Annotated in this window: 13 protein-coding genes; 8 read left to right on the top strand and 5 right to left on the bottom strand. The window is 62.2% G+C overall.

Annotation, left to right across the window (positions count from 1 at the left end; translation table 11 throughout):
* Positions 1-3: 3 nt before the first annotated feature.
* The 8 genes from argS to NY78_RS03055 all read left to right on the top strand — a co-directional run bounded on the left by argS (position 4) and on the right by NY78_RS03055 (position 9,532).
* Positions 4-1,659, top strand: a complete 1,656-nt coding sequence (argS, locus tag NY78_RS03090) for an arginine--tRNA ligase (protein ID WP_043631494.1) — start codon at positions 4-6, stop codon at positions 1,657-1,659.
* Positions 1,660-1,714: 55 nt separating this feature from the next.
* Positions 1,715-2,467: an SPOR domain-containing protein gene (locus NY78_RS03085; protein ID WP_043631491.1), complete on the top strand. Its 753-nt coding sequence runs from the start codon at positions 1,715-1,717 to the stop codon at positions 2,465-2,467.
* Between the two features lie 48 nt (positions 2,468-2,515).
* The gene (locus NY78_RS03080) at positions 2,516-3,070 is read left to right on the top strand and encodes a pyruvoyl-dependent arginine decarboxylase (RefSeq protein ID WP_043631488.1); all 555 of its coding nucleotides are present in this window, start codon (positions 2,516-2,518) and stop codon (positions 3,068-3,070) included.
* Between the two features lie 67 nt (positions 3,071-3,137).
* On the top strand, positions 3,138-3,770 hold the full coding sequence (nth, locus tag NY78_RS03075; protein WP_043631485.1) for an endonuclease III: 633 nt from the start codon (positions 3,138-3,140) through the stop codon (positions 3,768-3,770).
* A gap of 75 nt (positions 3,771-3,845) precedes the next feature.
* Entirely contained in the window at positions 3,846-6,719 is a 2,874-nt protein-coding gene (locus tag NY78_RS03070) for a fused MFS/spermidine synthase (protein ID WP_043631483.1), read from the top strand.
* A gap of 111 nt (positions 6,720-6,830) precedes the next feature.
* Entirely contained in the window at positions 6,831-7,436 is a 606-nt protein-coding gene (yedF, locus tag NY78_RS03065; RefSeq protein WP_043631480.1) for a sulfurtransferase-like selenium metabolism protein YedF, read from the top strand.
* 116 nt (positions 7,437-7,552) lie between these two features.
* A complete protein-coding gene (locus NY78_RS03060; protein ID WP_043631477.1) occupies positions 7,553-8,686 on the top strand; it encodes a sensor histidine kinase in 1,134 nt (377 codons plus the stop codon).
* A gap of 3 nt (positions 8,687-8,689) precedes the next feature.
* A complete protein-coding gene (locus NY78_RS03055) occupies positions 8,690-9,532 on the top strand; it encodes a pseudouridine synthase (RefSeq protein ID WP_197084197.1) in 843 nt (280 codons plus the stop codon).
* Positions 9,533-9,620: 88 nt separating this feature from the next.
* Here the strand turns inward: NY78_RS03055 and NY78_RS03050 are convergent, their stop codons facing one another.
* The 5 genes from NY78_RS03050 to NY78_RS03030 form a co-directional block, all read right to left on the bottom strand.
* The gene (locus tag NY78_RS03050) at positions 9,621-10,295 is read right to left on the bottom strand and encodes an NlpC/P60 family protein (protein ID WP_082139870.1); all 675 of its coding nucleotides are present in this window, start codon (positions 10,293-10,295) and stop codon (positions 9,621-9,623) included.
* Positions 10,296-10,393: 98 nt separating this feature from the next.
* Positions 10,394-10,975 (bottom strand): DUF2087 domain-containing protein, encoded by a 582-nt coding sequence (locus NY78_RS03045; RefSeq protein WP_043631474.1) that lies wholly within the window; start codon positions 10,973-10,975, stop codon positions 10,394-10,396.
* A 311-nt stretch (positions 10,976-11,286) separates the two neighbouring features.
* Positions 11,287-12,444, bottom strand: coding sequence for a SufB/SufD family protein (locus tag NY78_RS03040; RefSeq protein ID WP_043631471.1), 1,158 nt, complete (start codon positions 12,442-12,444; stop codon positions 11,287-11,289).
* Between the two features lie 16 nt (positions 12,445-12,460).
* Entirely contained in the window at positions 12,461-13,222 is a 762-nt protein-coding gene (locus NY78_RS03035) for an ABC transporter ATP-binding protein (RefSeq protein WP_043631468.1), read from the bottom strand.
* Between the two features lie 114 nt (positions 13,223-13,336).
* Positions 13,337-13,705 carry a response regulator gene (locus NY78_RS03030; protein WP_043631466.1) on the bottom strand — a complete coding sequence of 123 codons (369 nt, stop codon included), beginning with the start codon at positions 13,703-13,705 and terminating at the stop codon, positions 13,337-13,339.
* Between the last annotated feature and the right edge of the window lie 2 nt (positions 13,706-13,707).

Genomic DNA, 13,707 nt, shown 5'->3' with positions numbered 1-13,707 from the left:
TCTATGCGCGCCACCGAGATTTTACGGGGGCTGCTCGAAAGCGCCCTGGCCAGCCATGGCATCCCCTGGCCGGCCAAGACCACCATCGAACCGCCCCGGGACAAGGCCCATGGCGATCTGGCCACCAACGTGGCCATGATGGCGTCCAAGGCCGCCAAGAAGCCGCCTCGCGAACTGGCCGAGATCCTGCGTCAGGCCCTCGCTGCCGATCCCCTGCTGGCCGAGGTCGGCGTGGCCGGTCCGGGTTTTCTCAATGTGACCTTCGCCCCGGCCGTCTGGCAGGAAACCGTCCTGGACATCATCCGCGCCGCAGCCGGCTACGGCCTGCTGACCATCGGCCAGGGCGTCAAGATCCAGGTGGAATTCGTCTCGGCCAACCCCACCGGACCGCTCCATATCGGCCACGGACGGGGCGCGGCCGTAGGCGATTGTCTGGCCCGGGTGCTGCGGGCCGCCGGCTTCACCGTCGAGACCGAGTACTACATCAACGACGCCGGCCGGCAGATGCGCATCCTTGGCCAGTCGATCCTCTACCGCTGCCGGGAACTGCTGGGTGAAACGGTCGCCGAGCCTGAAGATTACTACCGGGGCGACTACATCAAGGATCTGGCCCGGGAGCTAGTCGCCGCCCATGGCCGCACCCTGTTGACCATGCCTGAAGACGAGGCCGCCGACCTGTGCCGCCTGCACGGCGAACGGGAGATCCTGGCCGGCATCAAAAAGGATCTGGAGGATTTCCGGGTCCACCATGATGTCTGGTTCCCGGAATCGAATTTGCTTAAGGCCGGAGCCGTCGAGGCCACCTTTGCCGAGTTGCGCGACAAAAAGCTGGCCTTTGACCAGGATGGGGCCTTCTGGTTCGCCACCACCGCCTTTGGCGACGACAAGGACCGGGTGCTGGTCAAATCCGGCGGGGAACTGACCTATTTCGCTTCGGACATCGCATATCACGCCGACAAATTCCGCCGGGGTTTTGATGTGGTGGTGGACATCTGGGGGGCCGACCACCATGGCTACGTGCCGCGCATGAAGGCCTGCGTGGCCGCATTGGGCCGCGATCCCGAAGCAAGCCTCAAGGTCATTCTGGTCCAGCTCGTCAACCTCCTCAAAGGCGGCGAACAGATCGCCATGTCCACCCGGGCCGGCAAGTTCGAGACCCTGGCCGATGTGGTGGCCGAAGTCGGGGCCGATGCCGCCCGCTTCATGTTCCTGTCGCGCAAATCAGACAGCCACCTGGATTTCGACCTTGACGCCGTCAAGGAAAAGTCCATGGATAACCCGGTCTACTACGTTCAGTATGCCCATGCCCGGGTGCGCTCGCTTTTTGCCAAGGCGGCCGAGCGCGGGCTGACTGTGCCGCAGGCCAGTCCCGAACTGCTGTCGTGCCTGACCACCACCGAGGATATTGAACTGTTAAAGCTCCTTGAACAATACCCGGATACCGTGGCTGCTGCCGCCCGGTCCTTCTCGCCGCATCTGGTGAGCTTTTACCTGCGCGATCTGGCGGCCCGGCTGCACCGCTACTACACCATAAATCCGGTACTGACTGCCGGCGATGAAGGGCTCGCTGCGGCCCGGCTGCGCCTGCTTGAGGCCGTGGCCCAGGTGGTGCGAAACGGCCTTGACCTGCTTGGCGTCTGTGCCCCGGACACCATGTAACCGTCTTGACATCGCCTCGCGTTTAGCCCTTTTCTCTCGGCGAGGAACTGTGCCTATGAAGCTTTTGAGCAGACTGAACGTGTCCCGCGACAACGGCGGACCACGCAAGTTCACCTTCGAAATCAGCATGTCCGGCGTCATATCCGTCGGCATTGTGGTGGTTCTTGGCATGTGCTGGGTGTTTATTCTCGGCATCCTGGTCGGCCGGGGCTACCGGCCCGAGGCGGCCGTGCCGCAGATCGCCCAGATGATGCCGACCACCGAGGCCAAAATGCCGGACAATACTACGCCCCAGGCTCCGCCCTCGGTCCTTAAACCCGAAGACCTCCAGTTTATGGAGGAAGTCCACAACCAGCCGGGCGCCGAGGCGGCCGACGCACCAGTCAAGACTCCGGCTGAAACCAAAAAACAGGCGGTGGCGCAAAAGCCCCACGACCAGACCGAGGTGCGCCCGGCGCCCGGGGCGGCTGCGGCCGTGTCCCCGACCCGGCAGGCGTCCAAAACCGCCGCCGAGGACGCCAAAACAGCGGCCAAAGTCGATCCCAAGACACCCTTCGACAAGAAAGCGCCGCAGCGCTATACTGCCACCTATCAGGTTGCCTCGTTCCCAGGCCGGGAACAGGCGCAAACCCAGGTCAAGGCCTTGGCCAAAAAGGGCCTGACGGCCACCGTGGTCGAGGGAAAATCCGGCAACTCCCCGGTTTTCCGGGTCAATATCCAGTTCAAGGGGTCTGAGGCGGAAATAGCCGCAGCCCTCAAACAGACCGGCGAAAAAGGCCCTATACTTCTCGGCAAAAAACCCTTATGAGGATTGCCCGCTTTCGCGGCAAATCTGAGTGCATAAAGAGGACTGCCCATGCTTCCAGGCTCTTCCGTTCCCACCAAGGCGTTTTTCACCAAGGGCGTCGGCCGCCACAAAAACAAGCTGCAGTCTTTCGAGCTGGCGCTTCGTGAGGCTGGCATTGAAAAGCTGAACTTGGTTTACGTGTCGAGCATTTACCCGCCCCATTGCCAGTTGCTCACCCCGGAAGAGGGCGTCAAGCTGCTTAGCCCCGGGCAGATCACCTTCTGCGTCATGGCGCGTAATGCTACCGACGAAAAAAACCGCCTTGTCGGCTCTGCCGTGGGCATGGCCTTTCCAGCGGACAAGTCGAACTACGGCTATATCTCCGAGCACACCGGCTTTGGCTCTGAAGAGCAGGAGATCGGCGACTTTGCCGAGGATCTGGCCTCCACCATGCTGGCCACCACCCTTGGCATCGACTTTGATCCCGAGACGGCCTACGACGAACGTCGCCAGACCTACCTTATGAGCGGCAAAATCATCGACTCCGCCTCCATGCCCTGCGTCACCACCGGTGAAACGGGTATGTGGACCACGACCATTTCGGCGGTGGTGTTCATCCCTTAGCCCGTATGGGATTTCCCTGGGCATTCCTTGCTTGGCCGGCAGCCGCGCCCATCCGGAGACTCCGGTGATGGACGCGGCTGCTCGCGCTAGGCTGATTCAGACCCGGCTTCGGTCGCTGTACCCTGCCCCCGAGCCGGCCCTTGTCCATCGCAACGCCTACGAACTTCTTGTGGCCACCGTGCTTGCCGCCCAGTGCACCGACGCCCGGGTCAACACGGTCACGCCCGAATTTTTCCGGCGCTGGCCTGATCCGACGACCCTGGCCCAGGCCGCGATCGCCGAAGTCGAAATGGTCGTCCACTCCACCGGTTTTTTCCGACAAAAAGCCAAGAACCTTGTGGCCGCCGCCAACCTCCTGGTCACCCGACACGGCGGCGACATCCCGGCCAGCATGGCCGAACTCACCGCCCTGCCCGGAGTCGCCCGCAAGACCGCCAACATCGTGTTGTCCAATGCCCTGGGCATACACGAAGGCATTGCCGTTGATACCCACGTGCGCCGTCTGGCTTACCGTATGGGCTTGACGACATCGGAAAACCCGGTCATCATTGAAAAAGATTTGATGCCGCTGTTTGCGCGGGACAGTTATGGAGAGATCAACCATCTGCTCGTCCTTTTTGGACGCGATGTGTGCAAAGCCCGCTCCCCCCGCTGCCACAGCTGCGTCCTGGATGATATCTGCCCCAAGATCGGGGTTTGACCGCCATATGCCCATGCGACGACGCCCGAGACATTCCTCCTGCCGATCCGGCGTCGGTCCACCCCGAGGCCCTGTATGCCAGCCATGACCCCTGCTCCCGCTGCCTCGCGCAGCGACCGTCTTGTCCTTATTGCCGTGTTCCTGGTTTCCGGAGCATCGGCGCTTCTTTTCGAAACCTTGTGGCTGCATCTGGCCGGGCTGACCTTTGGCGTCAGCATCCATGCCAGTGCCCTGGTGCTGTCAAGCTTCATGGGTGGACTGGCCCTTGGCAATGCGCTGATCTCCCGGTTTGGGCGCGACGTCACCGATCCGGTCCGCTTTTACGCGGCCATGGAACTGCTGGTCGGCCTGTGGGGCGCGCTGCTCGTCGTTTGCTTCCCCATGCTCTCGGTCTGGCTTGGGGCCATGCTCCATCCGGCCCTGGAGACGCCGCCGCTGCTCAACGCCCTGCGCTTTGCCTTCTCCTTCCTGCTCTTTCTGCTGCCGGCTACGGCCATGGGCGTGACCTTGCCCCTTCTGGTCAAAGCCCTGGCCCGCCGTCCCGGCGAATTCGGCAAGGCCCTTGGACGCCTCTACGGCGTCAACACACTGGGGGCCTGTCTTGGGGCGCTGCTCGGCGAGGCCGTGCTCATTGCGCCGCTTGGCCTGGTCGGCACCGGACTGTTTGCGGCCGGCCTCAATGTGCTGGCGGCGGTCGGCGCCTTGACCATTGCCGCGCGCTTTCGGGACGAACCGATCCGCGAGGATGCTCCAGCCATTCCCGTTCCCGCGCCGCTCACCGGCCGGGCCAGACGGCTCCTGCTCGCCGGATTCCTGGCCGGCGGCTGTTTCCTGGCTCTGGAAGTGGCCTGGACCCGGTTTTTACAACTCTTTGTGCGCTCAACCAGTCTGGCCTTTGCCGTCATGCTGTCGGTGATTTTGGCCGGGATCGGCCTGGGCGGCATGTTCGCCGGCTGGTGGCTGCGCCGGGAGGCGGACGGACGGCGCATTACCGCCCCCCTGACCTTGTTGGTGGCGGCGGCGGCACTGGCCTCATTCCGGCTCTTTGAAGCGATTTCAGGAGTGTCCATCGCCGATTATCAGGCCCTGGACTGGCGCTATGTGGCCCTGCTCTCGGTTACGCTCATGTTTCCGGCCGCCTTTTTCTCAGGCATCCTCTTTACGACCCTGGCCGAAGCCTTTCACCGCGAAGTGGGCGATCGGGCCCGTTCCGCCGGGCTGGTGGCCATGGCCAACACCCTGGGAGCCATGGCCGGGCCGCTTTTGGCCGGTTTTGTGCTGATCCCGGCCATCGGCATGGAGAAATCGCTGTTTCTCCTGTGCCTGCTCTACCTCCTGCCGGCCGTGTTGTGTGCCGGCGACACGCCGCCCTGGCCCTCATTCCGAACCAACCGTTTCCTTCAAGGAGCGGCAGCCGCTTTCGCCTTGTTCCTGGCCCTTTTTCCCTTTGGCTCCATGCGGGATTACCTGAACCGGGCCTGCCTGGACTTCCTCAAGGACGGCGAAACACTGGTCAAAACCGTTGAGGGCGTGGCCGGCACACTGCAGTACTTGCGCAAGGATTATCTCGGCCAGCCGCTGTATTACCGGCTGGTCACCGACGGCTATTCGATGTCTTCCACGGACCGTAGCGCGCGGCGTTATATGAAACTCTTCGGATATTTTCCCGAAGCCGTGCTGCCCAATCCCAAATCCGCGCTGCTCATCTGTTTCGGCACCGGCTCGACCGCCTCGGCCCTGGTCGAGGACAAGCGCCTGGAGCATATCGACATCGTGGACATTTCCCGCGACGTCCTGGCCGGCAGCAAGGTGGTCTATCCCCAGCCCGGCGCCAATCCCCTGGACGATCCCCGCGTCTCGGCCCATGTCGAGGACGGCCGATTCTACCTGCTGGCGACGCGCAAGAAATTCGACATCATTACCGCCGAACCGCCGCCGCCCATGATGGCCGGGGTGGTCAACCTCTACTCCCGCGAATACTTCGCCCTCATGCGGGATCGCTTAAACGACGGCGGCATGGTCACCTACTGGCTGCCGGTCTTCGAGCTGTCCCCTGGCGACGCCAAGGCCATTCTCAAGGCGTTTAGCGAGGTCTTCGAACATACGTCCCTGTGGATGGGCGACAACTTCAACTGGATGATGGTGGGGGTCAAAAACCCCAAAGGCCCCAAGCCGGCGGTTGACTTCCCGACCCTGTGGACGGCTGGTCCCACTGCCGACGGCCTGCGCCAGATCGCTCTTGAAAAACCGGCCCAGCTTGGCGCGCTTTTCATGCTCGACGGAAAAGCCCTGGCCGACTACCTCGGCGACGCCAAACCGCTGACCGACAACTATCCCAAACGCCTGACCGGCTACCCGGAAAATCCGCAAGTCCAGCAGCGCGACGTCGCCACCCACTACACCCTCATGGACGCACTGGCCTCGCGTGACCGCTTTGCCCAGTCGGCCGAAGCCGACCTGCTGTTGCCGCCGCCGGTCAAGGCCGAGGCAGACGCCTGGTTCGAGACCCAGCAGATCATGAACGTCTTCCTCAACAATATGATCCCGCCGCCGCCGCCGCTGCCTGCCGTCAACTATGTGCTCTCGGGAACGGATTTGACCGTGTTGCCCCTTTGGCTCATGAAATCCGACCCCAAAAAGGTCGAAATCGTGGAAAAGGCGCTGGCCGCCGGGATGCCGCCATCGGCCGAGACCGAGTTCCAACTTGGGGTCAAGGCCCTGGGCGATCGCAACTATCTGCGAGCCGAAGTCAAATTCAAGCGCGCCCAGGAGCTGGGCTACCCGAGCAATCTCGCTCCGGCCCGGGTCTACACCCTGTGCATGGCCGGGATGCTCTCCCAGGCCGAAGATCTGGCCCGGGTCGCCTTCAACGGGGCGCAAGCCAGCCCTTCGGCCCGGACCTACATGGAATGGCTGGCCAAGACATTTGGCTTTACCAGCCCGTTTTGAGGTTGCCATCAGTGCCACCTATTCCTTGACCACCTTGGCATCACATCTATCGATTTGACCTGGGTATGGGCTTGTCGTCTACCGTAGGGCAAATTGAAAGGAGTGCTTGCCATGGATAAATCCCTTGACTGCCGGGGCCTCGCCTGCCCCGGTCCGGTCCTTCGCTGCAAGGAATGCGTCGAAAAAGACAGCCCGGCGACGCTGACCGTGACCGTCGATAATGAAGCGGCCCGGGAAAATGTCGCCCGATTCCTCGGGATGCGCGGCTACAACGTCACCATCGCCGAGGCCCCGGACGGCCTGTCCATACTGACAGCTGTTGCCGGGGGAACTGTCCCGGACACGGCCTCCGCACCCTCGGTCAACCCGTTCGAATGCGGCTGCAAAACCGTGGCCTTTATTACCGCCGACACCATCGGCCGGGGCGACGAGACCCTTGGTTCCAGACTCATGGTCAACTTTCTGGGCACTCTGCCGGAAATGGGTGATCGCCTGTGGCGTATTGTCCTGGTCAACGGCGGCGTCCGTTTGGCCGTAACCGGCAGTCCGGCCCTGGACAAACTCAAGGCGCTGTCTGATGCCGGAGTGTCGATTCTCGTCTGTGGCACCTGCCTGGACTTTTACGGCATTTTGGACAAGAAAGAGGTTGGCCAGACGACCAACATGCTCGATGTGGTCACAAGCCTCGATGTAGCAGACAAGATTATCCAAATTTAACAACAGGCTCTTTGCATACGGGCTGTTGTCGTTCAAGCGGCCCGTTGTCCATCTTTCGGGGCGCAGCCCGACCCTTCAGGTCGCCCCACGACCGAAGCAGTTTTCAGGAATCAGCAATGCCGGACGAAACGCCCTCCACCTTTTTTTTACCAGCCGAGCGTCTCGACCCCCAAAGCATCGAACGCATCTCCAGGAAAATCGCCCGATCCCCTTCGGCCGTCACCCTGTCGCTCATGCCAATGGCCATCCTCATCATCAATGACACCCGCCAGATCGTCTATGCCAATGCCCGCTTCGTTTCCCTGGCCAACATGACCGATGAAAACGAGGTCATCGGCCTTCGCATCGGCGAGGCCCTGGGCTGTGAACACGCTGACGATATGCCTGGAGGCTGCGGCACCACGCGGTTTTGCCAATACTGCGGCGCAGCCCAGGCCATCGTAAAAAGCCTGGGGGGCGACCGTGGAACGCAGGAATGTTCCATCAACCGTACCACCAGCACCACCCTTGAAGCGCTCAATCTGCAAGTGTGGGCCGCGCCCATGGTCATCGAAGGCCATCAGCTCATCATCAATTCCATTCTCGACATCGCCCATGAAAAAGCCCTGCGTGGCTTTGAACGCATCTTTTTCCACGATATCATCAATGCCGTCACCGGCATCAAAGGGATCCACGACATTATGGCCCTGGACCTGCCTGCGGACTATACCGCCGAGCTGGATTTGCTGCGGCGGGCCATCGACGACATCCAGGATATCGTTGAGACCCAGCGCGATTTCCTGGCCGTGGAGACCAGGGAATACCGGGAATCCTTTTCCTGGATACAAACCCATGAAGTCCTGACCTATCTTGCGGCCTATTGCCAGGCATTCAATCATAGCGGCAAACGACGTCTGGTCGTTGCTCCCGAGACGGCGGCCAGGACTTTTTTCTCAGACGCCCGCATCATCAACCGCATCATGGTCAACATGATCAAAAATGCGCTGGAAGCCGCGGCTCCGGGTGAATGCGTGACCGTAGGCTGCGACGCCATCGAGGGGACCATCGTTTTTTGGGTGCACAACCCGGCTGCATTGTCCGAGGAAACCCGAATGCGCATTTTTGAAAAAGGCTATTCCACCAAAGGCGAAGGGCGAGGATTTGGCACCTACAGCATGCGTCTTTTCGCCCGGCAATGCCTGGGAGCGGACGTGACCTTCACATCCTCCGGCAACACCGGCACACGCTTTGAACTTGTGGTTCCGGTGTAATGTATGAGCGCCTCAGCTTCTCTCTTGCGCATCAACAAGGCCCTGGCTGCCGCCGGGGTTTGTTCCCGCCGCCATGCCGACGATCTCGTTGCCGCTGGTCGGGTCACGGTCAACGGGACCACCGTCACCGAGCAAGGATTGAAGATCGATCCCGCCCGAGACAGCCTGGCTGTGGACGGCGTTGCCGTAGTCCTGGCCGCGACCGACGCCGCGCCGCTGACCGTCATGCACCACAAGAAAGCCGGCGTGGTGACCACAGCCAACGACCCCGATGGCCGGCCAACGGTTTTTGACCATCTGCCAGAACCCTGGCGCGACCGACGGCTTTTTTCCGTGGGCCGGCTTGACTACTATTCCGAAGGCCTGCTCCTGCTGACCACCGACGGCGAACTGGCCTTCCGGCTGGCCCATCCCCGTTGGCACGTACCCAAACGCTATCAGGTGGCGGTACGCGGTCGGGTGACGCCCCAGGCCCTGGACGTCATGCGCAACGGGATGCGTCTGGCCGAAGGGGAGTTGCTCGCCCCGGTGCGGACCGAATTGGTCGGTCGCCCGTCCGACGACCGTTTTGTCCTGGAAATGGAGCTGACCCAAGGAATCAACCGGCAGATCCGACGCATGTGCCGCGACCTTGGGCTCACTGTCCTTACCCTGGTGCGCATTGCCCAGGGGCCGCTTATTCTCGGTGATCTGCCGCCCGGCCAATACCGGCTGCTGACCCCCAACGAAACCGCCGCCCTGAACCGAGCCGTGGAGCTGGACCCCCAGGCCCCGCCCCAAAAGCCAGGCTTCCCCCCGGCCCGTTCGTCCGGGGAAACCGCCCCGCCCCGGCCCCACCAGCGCTAAGCCTAAGCTGCCTGCGGCCATCCGATCCGACGCCGGACAGGGGTTCCCAACCGACAATGCCACAGCACCAGGCCGATTCCGCCTGGGACTACTCGATCACCCGCCGGACATGGGACAGACAGTCCCGGTACCAGCCTGCATAGCGTCGCACGGCCACACCGGTCTTGTGGGAATCAATCAGCTGCCCGTCGCCCAGCCACACGGCCACATGGGAGACCCGCGAACCATCGCGGCTGGTGATAAAAAGCAGATCACCCACTTTCCAGGGTTCATCAGGGACCAGCCGCCGGCCCGGAGCCTTGGGACCATCGGCCTGGGCGGTGATGGCCGAGGTGAAGCGCAGCCCCAGGGCGTAGTTGTAGACCCAGGAGGTGAAGTTGGAGCAGTCCAGCCCCGCCCCCTCGCCCGGCGGGTCGTAGGCCGGGATGTGGTGGTGGCGATAGGCCAGCCCGCTATACCGGCGGGCAACGGCGGCCACCCGCGCCCGCTTCCAGGCCAGGGCATCATACCCGGCCGGGACGGCCACTGGCGGATAGGCGGCCGACTTTGGTCCCCAACTGCCCAGGCCGGAATTGCCGTACCACGCCTCTGGCGGCAGGGGCGACTGGGGCAGACGGTCACGTTCCGGGAAATCAGCGGTCACCGCCTCCTGGGGAATGGCCGATGCGGCCCGGGACGACATCGGGGCGGCATGGCCGATCAACAGGAACATACCCGTCAGCAGCGCCAGGGTCCGGCAGAAAGTCAGACTGGTTTTCTCCATGTCCCGTCATGGCATGGCCAGGCCGGGCAGGCAAGCCGTACCAAGGCAAACGCCCGCACCAGCCAAAGCCGGATGCGGGCGTTTGCCTCGGTCGCGGATCAGGACGCGGCAGCGGGGGAAGCCTGGGGCGCGCCCGACCGGGCCAACTGCCGGATCAGTTCCAGCCCAAGCGGCGTGGGCCGCCCTTCCACCCGACGGTACTCCCGACAGTCCGGGGTCCGCACCAGCAGGCCCGAGTCGCAGAGCTGGCGACGCAGCAAAGCCGGGTCGCCGAAACTGTGCTGCGCATTTAAGGACTCGTTGACCTCACGCTCATTGAGGATGCGCCGCCCGGGAATCCGCGACCACAGGAGCCACAGGCACGGCTGCTGCTCGCTGTGCTTGGCCGGCCAACGGATGAGCCGACCGGCTTGGTCGAAGTGGCGCAGAAGGCGTTTGACGCGCACGAAATCAACCGGCGCCTGCAACGGCGGCGGCATGGTCGGGAGTTGGGCCAGCTGTTCGCGGGCCTTGGCATTGGCCCGGAAGTGCTGGAAATTGCGGCATCCGGCCGATTTGGCCAGAATGTTGAGCAGTTCCACATGCCCCGGCGTCTCCTCGGACGCGACCAGACGAGCGCGCAAGGACTTGGCCAGAGTGGCTATGTCATCTACCTGAAAGGGAAAAGGCTCTCGTGACATCGCTTATCCTTCAAGCGTGCCTGTCCTTTGGAGGGATGTCGGTGGTCGCCGTCTTCCGACGCGGCACGGGATAAGGTGTCGGTGCGGAATGAAACAATGCGGCAGGTTTAGCACCCCTTTCGGGGCGGCGACGCCTGGGTGAACTGCCGACCGGTTTTGGGCTTATCCCAGGTTGTGTTTCTTGGCAACCGCCGGACGGCATAAAAACGCCGGGACTCGCGCGAGTCCCGGCGTTTTTTATGCCGTCAGCAGAGCGACAGCCTTGCCGTCACGCCAGCCACCGGAAAAACATGCTTTTTCAGGCGGCCGAGCTAAAACATGTCCTTTTCGGACTCGCTGATGGTCGCCTCGATGACATCCTGCAGTTCTTTGGGCAGGCCCATGATGTCCACGTTGAGAAAGCCGCGCACGATGGTGGAGGTGGCTTCCTCTTCGTCCATGCCCCTGGCCATGAGGTATTCGATCTCTTCCTGGGCGATCTTGCCGACAGCGGCTTCGTGGGACAACTCCACCCCGTCGACCGAGCCCAGCAGTTCCGGAATGGCATGAATAACGCCGCCGCCAAGGATGAGGCCCTTGCACTCCAGATGGCCCTTGGCCGGCACGGCATTGCCGCCGATAAATCCACGGGCGATGATGGTGCCGCCCGAGGCAATGGTGCGGGAGATGATCTCGCCCTTGGTATCGGGCGCATTGAGTTCGATGCGGCTGCCGGTGTCCACATAGGACCCCTTGGGCGCGACAATGACGGAATTAAAGCGGGCCACCGCCCCCTTGCCGTTGAGCCGGATGGCCGGATAGGACTGCAGATCCTTGACCGGCTTGAGCAGCACGTAATTATTGATAAAAACCCCGCCCTCATCCACCACGCCGCCGGTACGCGGCCGCACAACCGTGGACTCGGCCCAGTTGTGGATCATGGTGAAGGTGAGCTTGGCGTTCTTGCCGACAAAGATTTCGGTGATGCCGAGGTGGGCCGCGCCCTTGGAGCCATGGGCCACCGAGCAACCGGTGATGATGTGCAGCTCGGAATCGTCGGCCACAATAATGACGTTGTGGACGTTTTGACCGATCATGTCGCCTTTGAGAAACAGGCACGACTGCACCGGTTCGGCGATCTTGGCTCCTTGCTGGGTGCGGATGAAGTACCCGCCGTGCAGGTCGCCGGCCGCGGACCGGGTGAACTCATCCTTGTCCTTGTCCACCTGGGTCCAGAAATAGTCCGGCAGCCCGTCGTATTTGGCCAGGGCTTCCTTGATGTCCAGGACCTCGACGCCTTTTTGCAGGCTCTTGCAGTGGACCCGGCCGTGGTCCACCTGCAGATAGGTGCCGGCCCGTTCGCGTTCTTCGACATCAATGCCGGACATGAGCATTTCGGCCTTGTCCGCCGCATCCATGGTGCGCAGATCCGGAATTTCGCCAAGCGTCGAGCCGCTAAACCGGAAGGCGTTCAGATCAATCTTTTCCATGACAGGCTCCCGTTGGCTAGTTGAGGCAGCGCACGCATTCCTGGTAGCCGTACTGGCTGATGTGATCCAGGATGTTGCGGGGATTGGCCTCGCAGCACAGGTGGCCGTTGAAAAGCACCTGCCCCCGGTCGGCGTTTAAATACTCGAGAATATAGCCGGTGTGGGTGATGATCAGCCCGGAGACGGGACGCTTGAGCACCCGCTGCTGCTTCATGCTGGAATTGGGCCGGGGTTCGATGCCGCCGGTCAGCACATCGCGCACGGTATGGCCGATGAGCTTCATGTTTTCCAGGTCGACGCCGGATTCCGGCTCGTCAAACAGCAGGAGATAGGGCTTTTGGGCCATAAGCTGGAGCAGTTCCGAGCGCTTGATCTCGCCGCCGGAAAAGCCGGCATTGACATCGCGCTCCAAAAACTCGTCCATATTGACCTTTCGGGCCAGGGCGTCCACGTCGATTTCGGCGTCGCGGGCGCACATGCGCACCATCTGGCGGGTTTTGAGGCCATGGATGGTGGGCGGCCGCTGGAACGACATGCCAATACCCAGGCGCGCCCGCTCATAGATCGGGGCGTGGGTGATGTCATGGCCGCGAAACAGGATACGGCCCTTGGTTATTTCGTAGTTGCCAAAGCCCATGAGCGTCATGAGCAAGGTCGTCTTGCCCGAGCCGTTGGGACCAAAAAGAATGAAGGTTTCGTTGTCGGCGATATGCAGATTGATGCCGGCCAGGACTTGCCGGTCGCCGATTTTCACGTGCAAATCTTCGATGCGAAGCATGATTCCCTCGCTTTTTGCGCCCAATACGGGCGTTGCTCCGCCTGGGGTCTACGGAAAAACCCCGGCAAAGTCCACTCACCCGGTCGGAAAGGTCCGCAGAAAACGCGGCTGACGTCAGTGACTGTCGTAACTGCGGATAATCGAGGCCAGCTCGTCGCAGTCATAGGGCTTGGCGAGGTAGTGGCGAACGTCAGAATGTTTAAAAAAATCCATGTGTTGCCTGACGCCGTAACCCGTAACGACCACGATGGGGATACGGCTGACAGCGGTGTCGGCGGCTCTGATCCGGCCAATCAGCTCCCGTCCGTCAAGTTCAGGCAGACGCATATCAAGGAGGACAAGGTCGAAGGTTTCCTGGACAACGGCTTCCAGGGCTAATTTTCCGTCGGCAACGGCGGTGATGCAGTGGCCTTCGTCTTCCAGCGTCTGGCGGGCCAGGGTGGCATGGTTGACGTCATCTTCGGCAAGCAGAATGCGCAGCATAA

The sequence above is a fragment of the Desulfovibrio sp. TomC genome (genome assembly GCF_000801335.2).
In the GTDB taxonomy this organism is placed as follows: Bacteria; Desulfobacterota; Desulfovibrionia; order Desulfovibrionales; family Desulfovibrionaceae; genus Solidesulfovibrio.
The sequence above is the reverse complement of the archived record's forward strand: the minus strand, read 5'-3'. Positions and strand labels throughout refer to the sequence as shown.

What these genes read in the sequence shown, in the direction of transcription:
- argS (WP_043631494.1), top strand. Translation starts at nt 4, where the DNA reads ATGCGCGCCACCGAGATTTTACGGGGGCTGCTCGAAAGCGCCCTGGCC.
- NY78_RS03085 (WP_043631491.1), top strand. Translation starts at nt 1,715, where the DNA reads ATGAAGCTTTTGAGCAGACTGAACGTGTCCCGCGACAACGGCGGACCA.
- NY78_RS03080 (WP_043631488.1), top strand. Translation starts at nt 2,516, where the DNA reads ATGCTTCCAGGCTCTTCCGTTCCCACCAAGGCGTTTTTCACCAAGGGC.
- nth (WP_043631485.1), top strand. Translation starts at nt 3,138, where the DNA reads ATGGACGCGGCTGCTCGCGCTAGGCTGATTCAGACCCGGCTTCGGTCG.
- NY78_RS03070 (WP_043631483.1), top strand. Translation starts at nt 3,846, where the DNA reads ATGCCAGCCATGACCCCTGCTCCCGCTGCCTCGCGCAGCGACCGTCTT.
- yedF (WP_043631480.1), top strand. Translation starts at nt 6,831, where the DNA reads ATGGATAAATCCCTTGACTGCCGGGGCCTCGCCTGCCCCGGTCCGGTC.
- NY78_RS03060 (WP_043631477.1), top strand. Translation starts at nt 7,553, where the DNA reads ATGCCGGACGAAACGCCCTCCACCTTTTTTTTACCAGCCGAGCGTCTC.
- NY78_RS03055 (WP_197084197.1), top strand. Translation starts at nt 8,690, where the DNA reads ATGAGCGCCTCAGCTTCTCTCTTGCGCATCAACAAGGCCCTGGCTGCC.
- NY78_RS03050 (WP_082139870.1), bottom strand. Translation starts at nt 10,295, where the DNA reads ATGGAGAAAACCAGTCTGACTTTCTGCCGGACCCTGGCGCTGCTGACG.
- NY78_RS03045 (WP_043631474.1), bottom strand. Translation starts at nt 10,975, where the DNA reads ATGTCACGAGAGCCTTTTCCCTTTCAGGTAGATGACATAGCCACTCTG.
- NY78_RS03040 (WP_043631471.1), bottom strand. Translation starts at nt 12,444, where the DNA reads ATGGAAAAGATTGATCTGAACGCCTTCCGGTTTAGCGGCTCGACGCTT.
- NY78_RS03035 (WP_043631468.1), bottom strand. Translation starts at nt 13,222, where the DNA reads ATGCTTCGCATCGAAGATTTGCACGTGAAAATCGGCGACCGGCAAGTC.
- NY78_RS03030 (WP_043631466.1), bottom strand. Translation starts at nt 13,705, where the DNA reads ATGCTGCGCATTCTGCTTGCCGAAGATGACGTCAACCATGCCACCCTG.